Raw genomic sequence first — 14,992 nt, 5'->3', positions numbered from 1 at the left:
TCGTGCACGACCTCGTGATAGCCAACGTGCGCCCCTGGGGCGGGGCCGCCGTCGACATCACCGTCGAGAAAGGGGTGGTGGCGGCGGTGCGCGCCGCCGCCCCCGGCGACGGGCCCGCGGGCTCCCGGCTCGAGGGCGGCGGCCGGCTCGCGTTGCCGGCGTTCTCCGACACGCATCTGCATCTGGACTCCAGCTGTCTCGGTCTGCCGGTTCGCGAGTCCACCGGCGCGCCGGGCCGCTGGGGCCGGATCATGAACGACCGGGCGAACTGGCGATCGGCCGAACGGTCGGTCGCTGAGCGGGCCACCTTCACCCTGGCGGTGGCGATCGCCAACGGGGCCACGCGCATTCGCTCGCACGCGCAGATCGACGTGGACTCCGGGCTGGAGAAGTTCGAAGGGGTGCTCGCGGCGCGCGAGCGCTACGCCGACGCCGCCGATGTGCAGATCGTGGCGTTCCCGCAGGTCGGCATTCTGCTGGAACCGGGTGTGGTGGATCTGCTCGACGCGTCCCTGCGCTCGGGCGCCGACCTGATCGGCGGGATCGACCCGTGCGAGATCGACCGGGATCCGGTGCGGCACCTGGACGCGGTGTTCGCCCTCGCCGAGCGGCATCTGGTGGAGGTCGACATCCACCTGCACGAGGCGGGGGAGCTGGGCCTGTTCACCCTCTCGCTCATTCTCGAGCGGGTCGAGGCGCTGGGAATGCAAGGGCGGGTGACCATTTCGCACGCGCGCTGCCTGGCGAGCGGACTGCCCGCGGTCCCGGCGGCGATCGAGCGGCTCGCCGCGAACCAGGTCGCGATCACCCACGCCGCGAGCCCGAAGGGCTGGGAACTGCCGCTGCTGGACCTGGCCGCGGCGGGCGTGCGAGTGGGGGTGGGCATGGACGGCCAGCGGGACTACTGGTCGCCCTACGGCAACGGCGACATGCTCGACCGCGCATGGCAATTGGCCTTCACCAACGGGTTCGGCGCCGACGCGGAGGTCGAGCACGCCCTCGCCGTCGCGACCTGGGGTGGCGCGGGAATCCTGGACCGCACGCTGCGCCCGATCGGCGAACCTGGGGCGTGGGGCGGATTCGCGCCGGGCGATCCCGCCGAATTCGTGCTGCTCGATGCGATCGGTCCCACCGCGGCGGTCATGGACCGGCCGCGCGAGCGCACCGTGGTGCACCGGGGCGCGGTCGTGGCCGTGGACACCGATCACGACGGCTTCGAGATTCCCGGGCGCTGGGGTCGGACATGACGGTGCGACAGGCCATTCGGGCCCGGCACGTGCTGGGCCACCGGGACGGGGAGCAGGTGCTGTACGAGGACGCCGAGGTGGTGGTGCGGGGCACGCGCATCGTCTCGGTGGGCCCGCGCGGCGCCGCCGAGGTGGACGAGGTCGTCGACCTCGGCACGGCGGTGCTGCTGCCCGGGCTCATCGATCTCGACGCGCTCACCGACATCGACCACACCCTGCTCGACTCGTGGCAGTCGCCCGAACTCGGGCTCGGGCTGCAGTGGTCGCGCGACTACGCCGCACACCGGCGGCGCGCGGTGTTCGACGCCGAGGAACGCGCCTTCATCCGGGAATACGGGTTCGTGCAGCTGCTGCTGCACGGGGTCACCACGGCCATGCCCATCGCCTCGGAGGTGCACAGCGACTGGGCCGAGACGTTCGAGGACGCGACGGCCATGGCCGAGACCGCCGAGCGGCTCGGGCTGCGCGTGTACCTGGGGCCGAGCTACCGGTCCGGGGTCAACGTCGTGGACGACACCGGCGAGCGGACCGTCTACTGGAACGAGGCACTGGGAACCGACGGATTCGACGGCGCCGCACGGTTTCTCGACTGGGCGGCCGAACGCGGATCCGATCTCGTGCACGGGGTGCTGCTGCCGTGCCGCATCGAGACCCTGAGCGAGGATCTGCTGGCCGCGACCGCCGCGCTGGCCGCCGAGACCGGCGCGCTCGTGCGGTTGCACGCGCTTCAGGGACTCCACGAGCGGGAGCTGATCCTCGACAGGTTCGGCGCACCGCCCCTGGAGGTGCTGCGGCGCACCGGGCTCCTCGGGCCGAAACTGCTCATCCCGCACGGGATCTATATCGACGCCAGCCCGTACGTCGACTCCGAAGCGGACTCGGATGTCGCGACGCTCGCCGCGTCCGGCGCGACGATCGTCCACTGTCCGCTCACCCTCGCCCGGCACGGCGCGGCGCTGCACAGCTTCGGGCGCTATCGGGCGGCCGGTGTCGCCCTGGCGCTGGGCACCGATTCGTTCCCACCGGATCTGGTGCGCGGCATCGACATCGGGGTCACCATCGCCAAGATCCTGGCTCACCGCACCGACGCGGCCACCTACGGCGACTACCTCACCGCGGCCACGCTCGGCGGTGCGGACGCGCTCGGCCGCGGCGACCTGGGCCGGATCGAGCCCGGCGCCACCGCGGACCTGGTGGCCTTCGGCCTGGACGACCCGCGCGACGGCGTCCACGACGATCCCGTGCGCACGCTGTGCATGAACGGCACCGCTCGGTCCGCTCGGTTCGCGATGGTGGCGGGGCGCACGGTCCTGCGTGACGGCACGATTCCCGGGGTCGATCTGCCCGCGATGACGCGGCGCGCGCAAGGGCTGTTCGACCGCATGCGCGCGGCCTATGCCGAACGGGACTACCTGCGCCGCACCGCCGACGAGCTGTTCCCGCCCTCGTTCCCCCGGCGGTCGGCCGGTGAATCACGGTCATCGTCGCGCGAGGTCGTCGAACCGCCGTGTCGCCCGGGGGATTCGGCCTACCATCGACACTGACCGAAACCTGGTTGTCGCCCGGGAGGTTGCCCGATGGAAGAAACGACCTGTCTCGTCGCCGGCGGCGGTCCGGCGGGCATGATCCTCGGGCTGCTGCTCGCCCGGGCCGGGGTCGAGGTCACCGTGCTCGAGAAACACGGCGACTTCCTGCGGGACTTTCGCGGCGACACCGTGCATCCCACGACGCTCGAGCTGCTCGACGAGCTCGGGCTCATGGACGAATTCGCCAAACTGCCGCAGCGGCGCATGAATTCGGTGCAGCTGCCCATCGGCGGGTCGATGCAGACCGTGGCGACCTTCGACCGCATCCCGGGGCGATACAACTACATCGCCATGGTGCCGCAGTGGGATCTGCTGGATCTGATCGCCCGCGCGGGGGATCGCGAACCCACTTTCCGGCTCCAGATGGACACCGAGGTCACCGCGCCACTGCGGGAGAACGGCCGGATCGCCGGTGTCCGCTACCGCACGAAAGACGGTGCGGCCGGCGAGATTCGAGCCGACCTGGTGGTGGCCTGCGACGGCCGCACCTCGGTGCTGCGCGCGGCGGCCGGACTCGGTTCGCGGCGCTGGGCCACACCGTTCGACGTCTGGTGGTTCTCGATACCGCGCACCGGCGTCGACCCGGCGGGCGCGGTACCGGTGCTGACCGCCGACCGCGTCGCCATCATGCTCGATCGCGGCGACTACTGGCAGTGCGCGGTGCTGCTGGCCAAGGGCGCCGACGCGAGACTGCGGGAACGGCCGGTGGGGGAGATCCTGCGCGACATGGCGGCGGTCGTGCCGTGGCTGCTCGACCGGGTCGACGCCGTGCGCGACTGGAACGAGGTGAAACTGCTGGACGTGCAACTGGATCGGCTGGACCGCTGGTACACCGACGGCCTGCTCTGCATCGGCGACGCGGCCCACGCCATGTCGCCGGTCGGCGGGGTCGGGATCAACCTGGCGGTCCAGGACGCGGTGGCGGCGGCGCGCATCCTCGCGCCCCAGCTGCTCGCCCGCCGGGTGCGGCCCGCGGATCTGGCCCGGGTGCAACGGCGCCGGATGCTGCCGACCGTCCTGACCCAGGCCATGCAGCGCACCGCGCACGCCCGGATCATCGGCCCGGCCGTGCGCGGGGAGCTCAACGTCTCGAACGCCGAGCGCGCGAATCCGGCCCTGCGGGTGTTCCGGCGCATTCCCGTGCTGCGGAGCGTGCCGCCGTTCCTGGTGGCACGCGGCGTGCTGCCCAAGCACGCGCCGGAGTTCGCGCGCCGGCCCTGAGCGTGGGTGCGCGCGAAATCCGTTCGCAGCGGGATGGTTACGCGGGCACCGCCGCGCCTACCTCGGACAGGCGCTCGAACTGGTCCGCGGAGAGCCGAACCTCGGCCGCCGCGGTGTTCTCCTCCAGGTGCGCGATCGAGGTGGTGCCCGGAATCGGCAGGATCGTGGGGGAGCGGCGCAGCAGCCAGGCCAGCGCTGTCTGCGCCGGCGTCGCGCCGACCTCGGCGGCCACCGCCGCCAGCGGGCTGTCCGCGCCGGCGTGCGATCCACCGGCCACCGGGAAGAACGGAATGAACGCGATGCCCTGTGCCGCTGCGTAATTGACGACGTCCTCGTGCTGACGCGCACCCAGGTTGTACAGGTTCTGCACGGAGGCGATCGGGGTGATGGCCGTCGCCTCGCGCAGCTGCTCGACCGAGACCTCGGACAGGCCGATGTGCCGGACCTTGCCGTCGTCGACCAGTTGCCGCAGCGCGCCGATCTGATCCGCCAGCGGCACCGTGGGATCCACGCGATGCAGCTGCAGCAGATCGATGCGGTCCACCCGCAGCCGCCGCAGGCTCAGTTCGGCCTGCTGGCGCAGATACGCCGGATGCCCGACCGGTACCCATTCGGTCGGCGACGGGCGGGCCACCCCGACCTTGGTCGCGATCACCACCTCGTCGCGATAGGGGTGCAGGGCCTCGGCGACAAGCTCCTCGTTCTCGCCGAGGGCATAGGAATCCGCGGTGTCGAACAGGGTGATCCCCAGTTCGGCGGCGCGGCGCAGGACCGCGATCGCCGCGTCACGATCGCGCGGGGCGCGCCAGATATGGCCCATGCCCGCGTCGAATCCGGGTTCGGGAGCGGCCGCCAATCGCATGGCGCCGTAGCCGATCCGGCCCACCGGTAGATCGCCACCGAGCTCGAAAGTTGCCATCGCACATCACTCCTCGCCTCGCGTATCGACTGTCGCGATGCGGGGCAACCGCGTGGCGGCGGGGTTCATTCCCGTCTTCGCCCCTCGGCGAACGGCGGATCGGCGGGGACGCGCGGGGGACTCACCACACGCCGCGGGCGCGGAACTGGATGCTGATCCGGGGGCCGACGGCCCGGCGCGTCTTCGGGATCGCGTGCTCCCACGTGCGCTGACAGCTGCCGCCCATGACCACCAGATCGCCGTGGCCCAGGGCGAAGCGCAGGCTCTCGCCGCCGCCACGCGGGCGCAGGGCCAGGGCGCGGGCCGCGCCCACCGACACGATCGCCACCATGGTGTCGTCGGTGGCGCCGCGCCCGATGGTGTCGCCGTGCCAGGCCACGCTGTCGTTGCCGTCGCGGTAGTAGCACAGGCCGGCCGAGACGAACGGCTCGCCGAGCTCGTCCCGGTAGTGCGCGCTCAGCGCCTGCCTGGCCTCGACCAGCACCGGATCCGGGAGCGGCTCGCCCTCGCGGTAGGAGAACAGCAGCCGGGGGACATCGACCACGCGGTCGTACATGGTGCGCCGGTCGGTGCGCCACGGCACCGCGGCGGCCAGGTGCTCGAACAGCTGATCGGCGCCGGTGAGCCAGCCGGGCAGGACGTCCACCCAGGCCCCGGCGGTCAGTTCGGTGCGGCGCACGCCCGTCAGGGCGCCCACGCCCACCTCCCCGAATCCATCGAGCAGGGAACCCTGCAGCGGCATCGACATGGCATCAACGTAGCAGACATCGAACAACTGTTCGAGGGTGGTTCGCGGCTGTGTCGCTGAGCGGAATCGCGTAGGCGGCGGGGATAGGCTCCGGCGGGCGCGCTGTGCGCCCGGGGGTGAACAGTCGATCGGAGTCGGGAACCGCATGATGGGTCACTCGGTACGCACGTCGCTGCTGATCGTCGCCGCCTGCGCCGCGACCGGGGTCGCCGGGGTGCCGCCGGCCGCCGCGGACGCGCCGCTCGACTGTGTGCCCGCGATCGGGACGCTGCAGATCCTGCCGCCGCTGCCGGGGTTGTTCCTGCCGCTGCCCACGCCCGGCGGGCTCGCGCAATTCGATACGCTCGCGCTCGCTCCGGGGGACGTGAGCTTCCCGCCCGCGGTCGAATTCCGGGACTACACGCAGGGATTCAACGACTACGTCGAGATGGTGTTGCGCTCGGGCGCGCTGTACGTGCGACCGCGCGGCTCGGACGATCCGTGGCGCACGGTGCCGACCCCCGGCTGCCTCGCCGGCCGCATCGAGGCGATCTCGCTGAACGCGAACATGCTCGTCGCCATCGACGCGCGGGGCTGGATCTATTCCCTGGACAATCTGCTGTCCGGGCCGCTGCTGTGGAACTGGACGCACTCCTACGGCGGGCCGATCTGGCTGTGGCCGGGGATGAAAATTCCGGGCGCGGAATCGGATTCGATCTCCTCGAACCGGTGGGCGCTGAGTCATCGCATGTCCACGAGCTTCCGTGACGCCCAGGGGTACACCCATCCGCTGACCGCGGGGCTGGTGCAGATCGTCAGCCTCACCGGGGACGGATCGCGCATCACCTACCAGGATCCCTGGCTCCCGGCCGATCTCAGCTACGAGATCGGCGGGCCCGTGGGCGGGCGGTTCATCGGTGAATCCCTGTCGGTGTCCGGGTCGGTCACGGTGGTCATGAATCGCCACGGGGACATCTACACCCGCGAATACGACCTGGATCTCGCCGGGGCGAACCATATTCCGGGCCGGTACACCTGGCAACCGCAGGGCGACAAGCCTTCCGCGCCGAATCAGCTGGTCGAACGCCTCGATCCGCGGTATGCCGCCATCGCGCTGCCCGCCGCGGACTGGCGGCATCAGCCCAAGGTTCCCGGCGAGATCACCTCGCGGCTGTCCATCCACGACAGCGGTCCCGCCGTCGAGGATCGAATCCTGGTGGTGGAGGGCAGGTCCGGCGGCCGCACCGGCTTCTGGTCCAAACCCCTGTACGCCGATTCCTGGTCCTTCACCCCCACCGATCACCCCCTGCAACAGGCCCTCCTGCCCGCCGACCCGCACACCGATCAGTCCGCCCTGACCCTGGCCCCCGAGAGCCCCCTGTCCTTCCGCGGCCCCCTGCCCGCCGGCTGGACCCTGACCCTCGACCACTTCGATTGGGCCCAAACCGAACACCCCGCGACCCTGACCTCCCCCACGAACCGCACCTACCCCCTGCGCCTGTACACGACCGACGAGCTCCGCCTCCTCCCACGCACCCCCGGCCTGGACGCGACCCCCCGAGGCCTCGAAAGCGCCCTGGATTTCCGCCCCGCCGCCCCCTGGACCCCCGAGAATTCCGAGCTGTCCGACTACCTCCGCACCCACCTGAACAACCAGCAGATCTACGAACTGAAGATCCAAGCGACCGACACCCACCTGTACCTGGAGTCCCTGGACACGACCCTGCCCCGGGTCTGATCCGCCCCCGCCGGATTCGCGCTTCGGCGAGGATTCCCCCGTGAGCAAACTCCTGATACTGGTCAACGGCCTGCCCGGCTCCGGCAAGTCGACGCTGGCGCGTACGCTCGCACCGCTGCTGCGCGCGGAACTGCTGTCCAAGGACGCGATCAAGGAGTCCCTGGCCACCTGCGTGGAAGACGAGTTGGCGTTCCCCGGCCTCGGCGGCATCGCGATGGACGCGGCGTGGGCCCTGGCCGCGTCCGCCCCCCATACTGTCGTACTCGACTCGTGGTGGTTCGCTCCCCGCGACCGCGCGCACGCGAAGGCCGGCATCGCCCGCGTAGCCGCCACCCACACCGCCGAAATCTGGTGCGCGGTCCCGCCCGATGTAGCAAAAGCCCGCTACACCAACAGAATTCGCGCCGCGATCCACAGGGATGCCGACCGCCTACGCACCGACTGGCCCCTCTGGTCTCGAGCCCCCGAACCCCTGTCCCTGACCCCGGTGATCGAGGTCGACACGACCGTTCCCGTGGACGTCGCCGCCCTCGCCACACGGATCACCGCGACGTTTGACCGGTGATCAAGTCCGGACGTGCGACATCAAGGGGAAGTTCACAGTGCCATGTCCTGTCCGCCCTCGTGAGCCAGCGAGACGAATCGCGCGCACGCGTCGAAAGACTTGTCGCCGCCGGGTGATTCGACACCGGTGTTCACATCGACGGCGAACGGGCGTACCGCCCGGATCGCCGCCGTCAGATTGCCGGGATCGAGACCTCCCGCCAGGATCACCCGGCAACCGGAGCCCTCGAGTGCCCGGACGATGGCCGCGCTGATGGACCAGTCGTGAACCAGGCCGGTGCCGCCGAGCCGGTCGCCGGTGCGCGAATCGAGCAGGACGCCATCGCAATCCGCGGCGATCCGGGTCGCCGTCTCGACGGCTTCGGTGCCGGTGACATGAACGGCTCGGAGAACCTTGCGTCCCCGCGCACCGTCGCGGACCCGGCGGACCGTGTCGTCGGAGACCAGACCGTGCACCTGAACGGCGTCGACACCCAGATCGTCCGCGAGCGAGAGGATCTCGGCCGGATCCTCGAGATGGGTGACCAGGGTCCGCGTCACGAACGGGGGAGTCCGGCGGACCAGTGCGCGCGCCTGCTCGGCGGTGAGCGCGTCCTCGCTGAGGTGGGTGACGCCGCAGATGAAGCCCACGGCGTCGGCACCCGCGGCGACCGCGATGGTGAGGTCCGACTCGGATCGGATTCCGCAGATCTTCGCGCGCACGGTCACGGCCCGTAGAGTAGTCGCCGCGGGGCGCGGGACCTAGTTCAGCAGGGACTTGGCCCGGACGAAATCGACTACCGCGTCGGTGAACTCGTCGTTCGCATCGCTGGCGGCGGTGTGGGCGGCGGCGCCTATCTCCACGTAGTCGGCGGCGGGGACCAGGGCGCGGAACGCGGCCACGCCGGTCTCGCTCACCACGTCGGAGAGGGCGCCGCGGACCAGGAGGACCGGGATCGTCAGGCGGCGGGCCGCGTCCTCGAGGACCTCGGAGTGCAGGTCGATGTCCTCGCCGCTGCCGGACATCATCGCCGGATCCCAGTGCCAGTACCAGCGGCCGTCCGCGCGCTGACGCAGGTTGCGCAGCAGGCCCTCGGGGCTGCGGGGGCGGCGGCGGTGGGGGAGGTAGGCGGCGACGGCGTCGGCGGCCTCGTCGAGGGTGGCGAAACCCTCGGGGTTGCCGCTGAGGAAGTTCAGTACCCGCTCCACGCCCTTGCGCTCGGGGCGCGGCACCACATCCACCAGCACCAGACCGGTGATGAGTTCGTGGCGCGGGTGAACCGTGGCGAGCAGGCCGGTCAGCCCGCCCATGCTCGCGCCCACCACGAACGCGGGCTTGCCCAGCTGCTCGAGCACCGACATCAGATCCTGGACCATCGCGTCGCGGCGGTAGTCACCATCGGGCGACCAGTCGCTGTCACCGTGCCCGCGCGCGTCCAGCAGCACCGCGTGCATGCCGGCCTTCGCCAGCGCCAGCCCGGAGTCCTTCCAGGAATGCCGGGTCTGCCCGCCCCCGTGCAGGAACACCACGAGCGGTCCGTCCTGGGGTCCCCAGGAGTCGCCCGCGAGGTCGATGCCGCCGTGGCCGCGGAAGGTGACGCGGGCCGGCTCGGTGAAATCAGCTTCGTTGCTCACACCCCGAGCATCGCACACGTCTGGTTTACGGTGTATGAAGACCGGTCAGTAGCCGGGAATGTCCGTGTCGCCGGGGGTGTGCGCGGCGCGGCGCGCGAGACGCGGCGATGGCGTGAGCAAACCGCGTGTGATCTCGACCGCCTCGGCGAGACCCGCAGATCAGCGCCCTGTTCGCTGTGATGTTCCTCCCAGCCCGCGGTGAGTGGGCGGCGATCTATGCAAACTCATCGGTCTCATTCATTGCTGCAAGATTGCTGTTCGCGCCCCCGGGTTGCGAGGATCGGTGGTGAAGAATCCGCAGGTGCCGGCCCCTGTACTGCCCATTCCCGTCGAACCGGGCACTCTGCGGAACCGGCGTTCCGGGCACCCCGCGCCACCGCCGCGAACGCCCGGTTGCCACAGGGGTGCGGTGCCCGCCGCGTTCGCCGCCGCTGCTAGGCTCCAAACCCGAAAAGACATCCTTTAACGGACCGTCCGGTGAGGCGGAGAAGGAGGTCGGCATGGCTGTGCCCGAAGACCGGGCGCCCAAGTCGAGCGCTGAGCAGCAACACTCGCAGCGGCACGACCCCGAACAGGTCGACGCCGGTCGCGAACTGCTTTCCGATTCCGATGTCGGCCGCACCATCGCGCGGATGGCGCACCAGATCATCGAGAAGACCGCCCTGGATTCCGGAGACGCCCGGCACGCCCGCGTCGTCCTGGTCGGAATCCCCACGCGCGGAACCACTCTCGCCACCCGGCTGGCCAATCGCATCGAGGAGTTCTCCGGTGTGCGCCCCGCGGTCGGCTCCCTGGACATCACCCTCTACCGCGACGACCTGCGCTCGCGACCGCACCGCCCGCTCGAGCGCACCTCGGTGCCCGAGGGCGGGGTCGAGGACGCGCTGGTCGTACTCGTCGACGACGTGCTCTTCTCCGGCCGCACCGTGCGCTCGGCGCTGGACGGGCTGCGCGATCTGGGCCGCCCCCGCGCCGTGCAGCTGGCGGTCCTCATCGACCGCGGCCACCGCGAACTGCCCATCCGCGCCGACTACGTCGGCAAGAACGTGCCGACCTCCCGCTCGGAGGACATCTCGGTGCTGCTGCGCGAGCACGACGGCCGCGACGGCGTGTACCTGCGTCATCAGGAGGGGGACAAGTGAAGCATCTGCTCTCGGTCACCGATCTGGACCGCGCGAACGCCACCGCGCTGCTCGATGACGCCGAGCGCTTCGAACAGGCGCTGCTGGGCCGCGAGGTCAAGAAGCTGCCGACCCTGCGCGGGCGCACGGTCATGACCGTGTTCTTCGAGAACTCCACGCGCACCAGGGTTTCCTTCGAGGTCGCCGGCAAGTGGATGAGCGCGGACGTCATCAACGTCAGCTCCAGCTCGTCCTCGAACTCCAAGGGCGAGTCCCTGCGCGACACCGCGCTGACCCTGCACGCGGCGGGCGCGGACGCGCTCATCGTGCGCCATCCGGCCTCGGGCGCGGCCCATCAGATCGCGCGCTGGTTCGCCCAGATGCAGGACGGCAGCGGCGGTTTCGCCGGCCCCGGCCCCGCCATCATCAACGCCGGCGACGGCACCCACGAGCACCCCACCCAGGCCCTGCTCGACGCGCTGACCCTGCGCCAGCGCCTCGGCGACCTGGACGGCAAGCGGGTCGTGCTGGTCGGGGACATCCTGCACAGCCGGGTCGCCCGCTCGAACGCCTTCCTGCTGGCCACCCTCGGCGCCGAGGTGGTGCTGGTCGCCCCGCGCACCCTGCTGCCGGTCGGCGTGGAGGCCTGGCCGGTGCGCGTCTCGCACTCGCTGGACGCGGAACTGCCCGGCGCGGACGCGGTCATGATGCTGCGCGTGCAGGCCGAGCGCATGAACGGCGGCTTCTTCCCGTCGGCGCGCGAGTACTCGATCAACTACGGCCTCAGCGAGCGCCGCCTCGGCCTGCTCGACGAGCACGCCGTGGTGCTGCACCCGGGCCCCATGCTGCGCGGCATGGAAATCGCGTCGGCCGTCGCCGATTCTTCCAAAGCGGCTGTGCTGCAACAGGTCAACAACGGAGTCCATATGCGCATGGCGGTGCTGTTCCGCCTGCTGGTCGGAACCGACGAGGTGGTGGCATGAGCAACAGCGTCCTGATCAAGAACGTCCTTCTCTACGGCGAAGGCGACGCGGTCGACGTGCTGCTCGCCGACGGTGAGATCCGCGAGATCGGCACGGGCCTGAGCGCCGGCGACGCCGAGATCATCGACGGCGCCGGGCAATTCCTGCTCCCGGGCTTCATCGACCTGCACACGCACCTGCGCGAGCCGGGCCGCGAGGACACCGAGACCATCGAAACCGGTTCCGCCGCAGCGGCGATCGGCGGCTACACCGCGGTGTTCGCCATGGCCAACACCAGCCCGGTCGCCGACTCCTCGGTCATCACCGACCACGTGTGGCGGCGCGGGCAGGAGGTCGGCCTGGTCGACGTGCACCCGGTCGGCGCGGTCACCGTCGGCCTCGAAGGCAAGCAGCTCGCCGAGATGGGCACCATGGCCGCGGGAATCGGCAACGTGCGCATGTTCTCCGACGACGGCCACTGCGTCTACGACCCGCTGATCATGCGCCGCGCGCTGGAGTACTCCAACTCCCTGGGCGTGCTCATCGCCCAGCACGCCGAGGAGCCCCGCCTGACCAAGGGCGCGGTCGCGCACGAGGGCCCGAACGCCGCCCGCCTGGGCCTGGCCGGCTGGCCGCGCGCCGCCGAGGAGTCCATCGTCGCCCGCGACGCGCTGCTGGCCCGCGACGCCGGCGCCCGCGTGCACATCTGCCACGCCTCCACCGCCGGTACCGTCGAACTGCTGAAATGGGCCAAGTCCCAGGGCATTTCGATCACCGCCGAGGTCACCCCGCATCACCTGCTGCTGGACGACTCGCGCCTGGAGACCTACGACGCGGTGAACCGGGTCAACCCGCCGCTGCGCGAGACCTCCGACGTGGCCGCCCTGCGCCAGGCCCTGGCCGAGGGCGTCATCGACTGCGTCGCCACCGACCACGCCCCGCACGCCGAACAGGACAAGTGCTGCGAGTTCGCGGCCGCCCGCCCCGGCATGCTCGGCCTCGAGACCGCGCTGTCGATCATCGTGCGCACCATGGTCGAGACCGGCCTGCTGGACTGGCGCGGCGTCGCCCGCGTCATGAGCGAGAACCCGGCCCGCATCGTGGGCCTGGACGATCAGGGCCGCCCGATCGCGGTCGGCGAACCGGCGAACCTGACGCTGATCGACCCGAACACCGAGTGGACGGTGCGCGCGAAGGAACTCGCCAGCATCGCCCACAACACCCCCTTCGACGAGATGACCCTGCCCGCGAAGGTGACAGCCACCTTCCTGCGCGGCCGGATCACCTCGCGCGACGGGGTCGCGAGCGCCGCGCGCGGCGCCGATGTGGTCTTCGCCGGTGGAGACCGGCGGGTGGGGAACCGAGGAGAACCGTAATGGATCGAACCGTGCAGGTCGTGTTGCTGCTGGTGGCCTTCGTCGCCGGAATCGGGCTCATGTACTGGGCCTGGACCGGTAGGGCCAAGAAGCAGGCGGCCTCGATCGGCGAACTGCCGCCCGTGCCCGCGGACTGCGGCGCGCAACTGCTGGAGCCGACCACCGGCCTCTACCTGGGCAGCACCCTCTCGCCCAGCTGGATTCAGCGAATCACGGTGGGCGACCTGGGTTTCCGGGCAACCGCGGAGATGACCAGGTTCGAACGCGGCATCCTGCTCGAGCGATCGGGCGCGGGGACCATCTGGATTCCCGAGGAGTCCATCACCGCGGTGCGCACCGAGCGCGGGCACGCGGGCAAGGTGATGACCGAAGGCGGCGTGCTGGTGATTCGCTGGAAGCTGCCGACCGGAACCGAGGTGGATACCGGTTTCCGGGGCGATGACAAGACCGTGTACCCGGCCTGGACCGGGGCGAAGACATCTACGAAGACGGGAGACGAGGCATGAGCAGCGGCGATACCGCGGTGATGGTGCTCGAGGATGGTCGCGTGTTCCGCGGGACGACCTTCGGCGCGGCCGGACAGACCCTGGGCGAGGCGGTGTTCTGCACCGCGATGACCGGCTACCAGGAGACCCTCACCGACCCCAGCTACGCCAAGCAGATCGTGGTGGCCACCGCCCCGCAGATCGGCAACACCGGCTGGAACGACGAGGACGACGAGTCCAGCAGGATCTGGGTCGCCGGGTACGCCGTGCGCGACCCCGCGCGCCGCGCCTCCAACTGGCGCTCCAAGCGCACCCTCCAGGAAGAGCTGGAGAACCAGAACATCGTCGGCATCGCGGGCATCGACACCCGGGCCCTGGTGCGGCACCTGCGCACCCGCGGTTCCATGAAGGCCGGCGTCTTCTCCGGCAGCGCCCTGGCCGACTACGAGGAACTGCTCGCCCGGGTCAACAACCAGCCCTCCATGCTGGGCGCGGACCTGGCCGGTGAGGTCTCCACCGACGAGATGTACACCATCGAGCCGGTCGGCGAACACCGCTTCACCGTCGTCGCGGTCGATCTCGGCATCAAGTCCAACACCCCGCGCATGTTCGCCGAGCGCGGCATGCGGGTGCACGTGGTGCCCTCGAACGTCACCTTCGACCAGATCAAGGAACTGAACCCCAACGGGGTGTTCCTGTCGAACGGTCCCGGTGACCCGGCCACCGCCGACGGCGCGGTCGCGCTGACCCAGCAGGTGCTGCAGGCCGACATCCCGCTGTTCGGCATCTGCTTCGGCAACCAGATCCTGGGCCGCGCCCTGGGGCGCAAGACCTACAAGATGAAGTTCGGTCACCGCGGCATCAACATCCCGGTCATCGAGCACCACACCGGGCGCATCTCGATCACCGCCCAGAACCACGGCTTCGCCCTCGAGGGCGAGCGCGGCGAGGTGTTCGACACCCCGTTCGGCAAGGCCGAGGTCTCCCACGTGTGCGCCAATGACGGTGTCGTGGAAGGTGTTCAGCTGGTCAGCGGCCGCGCCTTCTCGGTGCAGTACCACCCCGAGGCCGCCGCCGGACCGCACGACGCCGCCTACCTGTTCGATCGTTTCTCCGCCCTGATGGAAGGTGCCTGATGCCACGCCGTACCGACCTCGAGCACATCCTGGTGATCGGCTCGGGCCCGATCGTCATCGGCCAGGCCTGTGAGTTCGACTATTCCGGCACCCAGGCGTGCCGCGTGCTGCGCTCGGAGGGCCTGCGGGTTTCGCTGGTCAACTCCAACCCGGCCACGATCATGACCGACCCGGAGTTCGCCGACGCCACCTACGTCGAGCTCGTGGCGGTGGGGGCCAAGGCCGTCATCCTGGCGACCGGGCCCTGCGGACGGCTGGGCCTGCCCGCCTCCGGATACCTCTACGGCACCTACGAG

General features: G+C 70.6%; 15 protein-coding genes. 11 read left to right on the top strand and 4 right to left on the bottom strand.

Going from position 1 to position 14,992, the window contains the following annotated elements; genetic code table 11:
- Nucleotides 1-2: 2 nt before the first annotated feature.
- The 3 genes from ACWDOP_RS33290 to ACWDOP_RS33280 are packed head-to-tail and all read left to right on the top strand — an operon-like array spanning nt 3 to nt 4,054.
- A complete protein-coding gene (locus tag ACWDOP_RS33290; RefSeq protein ID WP_456348230.1) occupies nt 3-1,247 on the top strand; it encodes an amidohydrolase family protein in 1,245 nt (414 codons plus the stop codon).
- On the top strand, nt 1,244-2,791 hold the full coding sequence (locus tag ACWDOP_RS33285; RefSeq protein ID WP_456348229.1) for a chlorohydrolase family protein: 1,548 nt from the start codon (nt 1,244-1,246) through the stop codon (nt 2,789-2,791). Before ACWDOP_RS33290 ends, ACWDOP_RS33285 begins: the two co-directional genes overlap by 4 nt.
- Nucleotides 2,792-2,824: 33 nt before the next feature.
- Nucleotides 2,825-4,054 carry an FAD-dependent oxidoreductase gene (locus ACWDOP_RS33280; RefSeq protein WP_456348228.1) on the top strand — a complete coding sequence of 410 codons (1,230 nt, stop codon included), beginning with the start codon at nt 2,825-2,827 and terminating at the stop codon, nt 4,052-4,054.
- Between the two features lie 37 nt (nt 4,055-4,091).
- Here the strand turns inward: ACWDOP_RS33280 and ACWDOP_RS33275 are convergent, their stop codons facing one another.
- Entirely contained in the window at nt 4,092-4,973 is an 882-nt protein-coding gene (locus ACWDOP_RS33275; protein ID WP_456348227.1) for an aldo/keto reductase, read from the bottom strand.
- A 121-nt stretch (nt 4,974-5,094) separates the two neighbouring features.
- Nucleotides 5,095-5,721, bottom strand: a complete 627-nt coding sequence (locus tag ACWDOP_RS33270; RefSeq protein ID WP_456348226.1) for an alpha-ketoglutarate-dependent dioxygenase AlkB — start codon at nt 5,719-5,721, stop codon at nt 5,095-5,097.
- A gap of 148 nt (nt 5,722-5,869) precedes the next feature.
- Here ACWDOP_RS33270 and ACWDOP_RS33265 point away from each other — a divergent pair, with 148 nt between their 5' ends.
- Entirely contained in the window at nt 5,870-7,438 is a 1,569-nt protein-coding gene (locus ACWDOP_RS33265) for a hypothetical protein (RefSeq protein ID WP_456348225.1), read from the top strand.
- A 40-nt stretch (nt 7,439-7,478) separates the two neighbouring features.
- The gene (locus tag ACWDOP_RS33260) at nt 7,479-8,003 is read left to right on the top strand and encodes an AAA family ATPase (protein ID WP_456348224.1); all 525 of its coding nucleotides are present in this window, start codon (nt 7,479-7,481) and stop codon (nt 8,001-8,003) included.
- Between the two features lie 32 nt (nt 8,004-8,035).
- On the opposite strand, the gene ACWDOP_RS33255 is transcribed toward ACWDOP_RS33260, so the two are convergent.
- Nucleotides 8,036-8,710, bottom strand: coding sequence for a phosphoribosylanthranilate isomerase (locus ACWDOP_RS33255; RefSeq protein WP_456348223.1), 675 nt, complete (start codon nt 8,708-8,710; stop codon nt 8,036-8,038).
- 33 nt (nt 8,711-8,743) lie between these two features.
- Nucleotides 8,744-9,616: an alpha/beta fold hydrolase gene (locus ACWDOP_RS33250; RefSeq protein WP_454202947.1), complete on the bottom strand. Its 873-nt coding sequence runs from the start codon at nt 9,614-9,616 to the stop codon at nt 8,744-8,746.
- 500 nt (nt 9,617-10,116) lie between these two features.
- Between ACWDOP_RS33250 and pyrR the strand changes: the two genes are divergently transcribed.
- The 6 genes from pyrR to ACWDOP_RS33220 all read left to right on the top strand — a co-directional run.
- Nucleotides 10,117-10,758 (top strand): bifunctional pyr operon transcriptional regulator/uracil phosphoribosyltransferase PyrR, encoded by a 642-nt coding sequence (gene pyrR / locus ACWDOP_RS33245; protein WP_454202948.1) that lies wholly within the window; start codon nt 10,117-10,119, stop codon nt 10,756-10,758.
- Entirely contained in the window at nt 10,755-11,720 is a 966-nt protein-coding gene (locus tag ACWDOP_RS33240) for an aspartate carbamoyltransferase catalytic subunit (RefSeq protein ID WP_454202949.1), read from the top strand. Before pyrR ends, ACWDOP_RS33240 begins: the two co-directional genes overlap by 4 nt.
- Nucleotides 11,717-13,075, top strand: coding sequence for a dihydroorotase (locus ACWDOP_RS33235; protein WP_456348222.1), 1,359 nt, complete (start codon nt 11,717-11,719; stop codon nt 13,073-13,075). The genes ACWDOP_RS33240 and ACWDOP_RS33235 overlap by 4 nt, the downstream gene beginning before the upstream one ends.
- Nucleotides 13,075-13,581, top strand: coding sequence for a PH-like domain-containing protein (locus tag ACWDOP_RS33230; RefSeq protein ID WP_456348221.1), 507 nt, complete (start codon nt 13,075-13,077; stop codon nt 13,579-13,581). Before ACWDOP_RS33235 ends, ACWDOP_RS33230 begins: the two co-directional genes overlap by 1 nt.
- Entirely contained in the window at nt 13,578-14,696 is a 1,119-nt protein-coding gene (gene carA, locus ACWDOP_RS33225; RefSeq protein WP_454202952.1) for a glutamine-hydrolyzing carbamoyl-phosphate synthase small subunit, read from the top strand. Before ACWDOP_RS33230 ends, carA begins: the two co-directional genes overlap by 4 nt.
- Nucleotides 14,696-14,992: carbamoyl phosphate synthase preATP-grasp domain-containing protein (locus ACWDOP_RS33220; protein WP_456348220.1), on the top strand; the 297-nt coding region annotated here is incomplete at its 3' end. The genes carA and ACWDOP_RS33220, both read left to right, overlap by 1 nt.

It is taken from the genome of Nocardia sp. NPDC003693 (genome assembly GCF_053981095.1).
The sequence above is the reverse complement of the archived record's forward strand: the minus strand, read 5'-3'. Positions and strand labels throughout refer to the sequence as shown.

Excerpts from the sequence above, each read along its gene's own strand:
- ACWDOP_RS33235 (WP_456348222.1), top strand. The coding sequence starts at position 11,717 with ATGAGCAACAGCGTCCTGATCAAGAACGTCCTTCTCTACGGCGAAGGC.
- carA (WP_454202952.1), top strand. The coding sequence starts at position 13,578 with ATGAGCAGCGGCGATACCGCGGTGATGGTGCTCGAGGATGGTCGCGTG.
- ACWDOP_RS33275 (WP_456348227.1), bottom strand. The coding sequence starts at position 4,973 with ATGGCAACTTTCGAGCTCGGTGGCGATCTACCGGTGGGCCGGATCGGC.
- ACWDOP_RS33285 (WP_456348229.1), top strand. The coding sequence starts at position 1,244 with ATGACGGTGCGACAGGCCATTCGGGCCCGGCACGTGCTGGGCCACCGG.
- ACWDOP_RS33265 (WP_456348225.1), top strand. The coding sequence starts at position 5,870 with ATGGGTCACTCGGTACGCACGTCGCTGCTGATCGTCGCCGCCTGCGCC.
- ACWDOP_RS33280 (WP_456348228.1), top strand. The coding sequence starts at position 2,825 with ATGGAAGAAACGACCTGTCTCGTCGCCGGCGGCGGTCCGGCGGGCATG.
- pyrR (WP_454202948.1), top strand. The coding sequence starts at position 10,117 with ATGGCTGTGCCCGAAGACCGGGCGCCCAAGTCGAGCGCTGAGCAGCAA.
- ACWDOP_RS33230 (WP_456348221.1), top strand. The coding sequence starts at position 13,075 with ATGGATCGAACCGTGCAGGTCGTGTTGCTGCTGGTGGCCTTCGTCGCC.
- ACWDOP_RS33270 (WP_456348226.1), bottom strand. The coding sequence starts at position 5,721 with ATGTCGATGCCGCTGCAGGGTTCCCTGCTCGATGGATTCGGGGAGGTG.